This is a genomic window from Mesorhizobium sp. P5_C1 (genome assembly GCF_054049815.1).
In genome coordinates this window covers 1-1762 of record NZ_JBFULQ010000833.1, presented here as the reverse complement: position 1 = coordinate 1762, position 1762 = coordinate 1, and the positions used below count along the sequence as shown (strand labels likewise).

Below are 1762 nucleotides of genomic sequence, written 5' to 3'. Positions count from 1 at the left end.
ATCGACATCGCGCAGCCACGCCGTCAGTTCCTCGCTCGAGATCATTCTGTCCAGCTTCGTCAGGTCGTTGCCCGAATCCGACGGCAGGATGTAGAAGCGGCCCTGCTCGTTGTGGCCATGACCGGAGAAGGCAAGGATCACAACATCGTCCGGCGTCGCCTTCGCCAGATGGTCGATGRCCGGGCCGATCTCCTGCCGCAGCCGCGACCGTTCCACCTCCCCCTTGCCCGCCAGAAGATACAGCACCGCCTGGATGTCGGCCTTGCTGGCGTGGTCGACCGCGGGGATCTGTTTATCCCCTTCCGTGCGCGCGTAGTCGGTGGTCAGCAGCACCGGCACCACGTCGTAGCCCTTGATTCCCCGCAGCGCCGTCTCGATCGCCCTGGCGTCGGCCACAGCGAAGTTCAGCCGCAGTGCTTCGTTCTCGTACTCGTTCACTCCGACCGTCACCACATAGGCCCGCGRCTTCGCCGGAACGGCTATGCCCTGCGGCACCGTGTAGCTGTCGTCGGTGGCTGTCGCGCTCTTCACCCGGTCCTCGTTGAACCCATAGGCCGTGAACGTCACCTTCTTGCCCTTGTCACCGCCTGCAAGCCGGACCGGGAAGACGTGCCTCGCCAGGATCTTTCCCGGCGTCATCGCCACGCGCGAAGCGCTGCGCCACGCACCAAGATCTTCGCCGACCACCGCCGCATTGTCCTTCGGCTCGGGCCACTGGCCCACCAGTTGCCCTTCACGGAACAGCCGTACGTCGTAAATCCCGGTGCTCGTCTTGCCATTCGGCTGTGAGGCATCTTCCTTGCCCGATGCCTCAACCTCCACCAGGGCAACACCAGGTGTCGGCCCCGCCTTCACACTCACAATCCGTACATCCGGCTGGATCCGATTCAGCGAGGCCAGCGGCCGTACCGGCTTGAACGCGTCGGCGCACGCGTTCGCATTCTTTCCGCTCACCTCAGCCCCATGGCACGCCAGCAGCCGGCCAAGCAGGTTCGGCTCGTAATAATCCCGCATGAATATCTCGGGCAGAAGGGCCTTGAAGGGATCATCGCTGACCACCCAGCTGACCAGCGGCATGGACTCCAGGGCCGATGAATCAAATCGCCCGTCAGCGTCAAAGCTCATCCAACAAGATGTCGGGACCGAACGATCCGCCTGCCCATTGCCTGCGTGGCTGCCCTCCACGTCGCTCCGGCAGGTACCCTCACGGCCAAAGACGATCGTCTGCATCAGCTTGCCGCTTGGAATGTCCCATATTTTCGCGGAGCCATCGTCACTTGCCGAAACCAGCAGCGTTCCGTCGCCGGACACGTTCAGCGAAGAAATCCTCGCGACGTGGCCAAAGAAGGATCGCTCGACCTTGCCGGCGACATAGTCGAAAATTGCGATCTCGCCGTCATCCTTGCCGAATGCAAGTCGCCTGCCGTCCGGCAGAAACGTCAATCCCAGCAACGGGATATCCACGCTCTTGAGCTTCTCCCCCGTGCGTATGTCCAACAGGCTGAAACCTTCTGCAGGACTGACCACCGCAATCTTCGAACCATCCGGTGAAAACGCCACGCCTCCGATGTTGGTCGACAAGCCAGCGAGATTTCTGATCCGCTTTCGGTTTCCTGCATCCCAGAGCGAAATCGTTGCCTTGGTTTCGTCCGAGACTGCGATCATGGCTCCGTCGGTGGAGACGGCGATACAACGGCGTCTGTCGGCGGCACTCTCGTCCAGCATAAGCCGAGCACGAGAGTCCAGATCCCATATCAACACG

At 61.9% G+C, this 1762-nt stretch carries 1 protein-coding gene; it reads right to left on the bottom strand.

What is annotated here, in order from left to right:
* Positions 1 to 1665: caspase family protein (locus ACXJ7R_RS31750; protein ID WP_457155261.1), on the bottom strand; the 1665-nt coding region annotated here is incomplete at its 3' end.
* Positions 1666 to 1762: the final 97 nt, after the last annotated feature.